This is a genomic window from Halomonas sp. B23F22_20, from assembly GCF_043496985.1.
GTDB lineage: Bacteria > Pseudomonadota > Gammaproteobacteria > Pseudomonadales > Halomonadaceae > Halomonas.
On the sequence record NZ_JBIEKH010000164.1, the window covers coordinates 1 to 500 of the forward strand.

General features: G+C 39.0%; 1 protein-coding gene. It reads right to left on the reverse strand.

Features of this window, described 5'->3' with window-relative positions; translation table 11 throughout:
* Window positions 1-218: Lin1244/Lin1753 domain-containing protein (locus ACGTN6_RS21130; RefSeq protein ID WP_394595084.1), on the reverse strand; the 218-nt coding region annotated here is incomplete at its 3' end.
* Window positions 219-500 lie beyond the last annotated feature (282 nt).

Below are 500 nucleotides of genomic sequence, written 5' to 3' on the forward strand. Positions count from 1 at the left end.
AGGTTTGCCGCCGCATCTGCATCGAATTGCATTTGCATTGCTAATGCATTCCATGTGTATTTGTTTATCTTGATCTTGTAATCTTCTTGTTCGCGAAGCATTTCAATAATGATCCAATACCAGCCATACCCTTCGGATCCATATACGCTTCTCATAGAAAGGATTTTGGGATCGTTTCTCGCATTTCCGTCATGCGAAAAGTAATAGGTGTTTTTCAATCTCTTTCCTCCTTATTTGCAGTATCTAATCCGTCGTCTCTTTTTGGCACAATGCTTTCATGCCTCTGATTGTGATTAACTTCCAACCTGGGTGTGAGCTTTTGATATAGCCCTTTACATACTCTCTAAACAATCGACCTCCCCCTTTGTAATCTTTAGTCATCCAAAGATAGCAATGGGGAATCGCAAATTCACGAGTTTTCAGTTCTTTTACACTCCTTTTGTGGTATAATGAGAGTAATAAATGTTTTCGAGGTCGCATATTTTATATGCGGTCTTTTT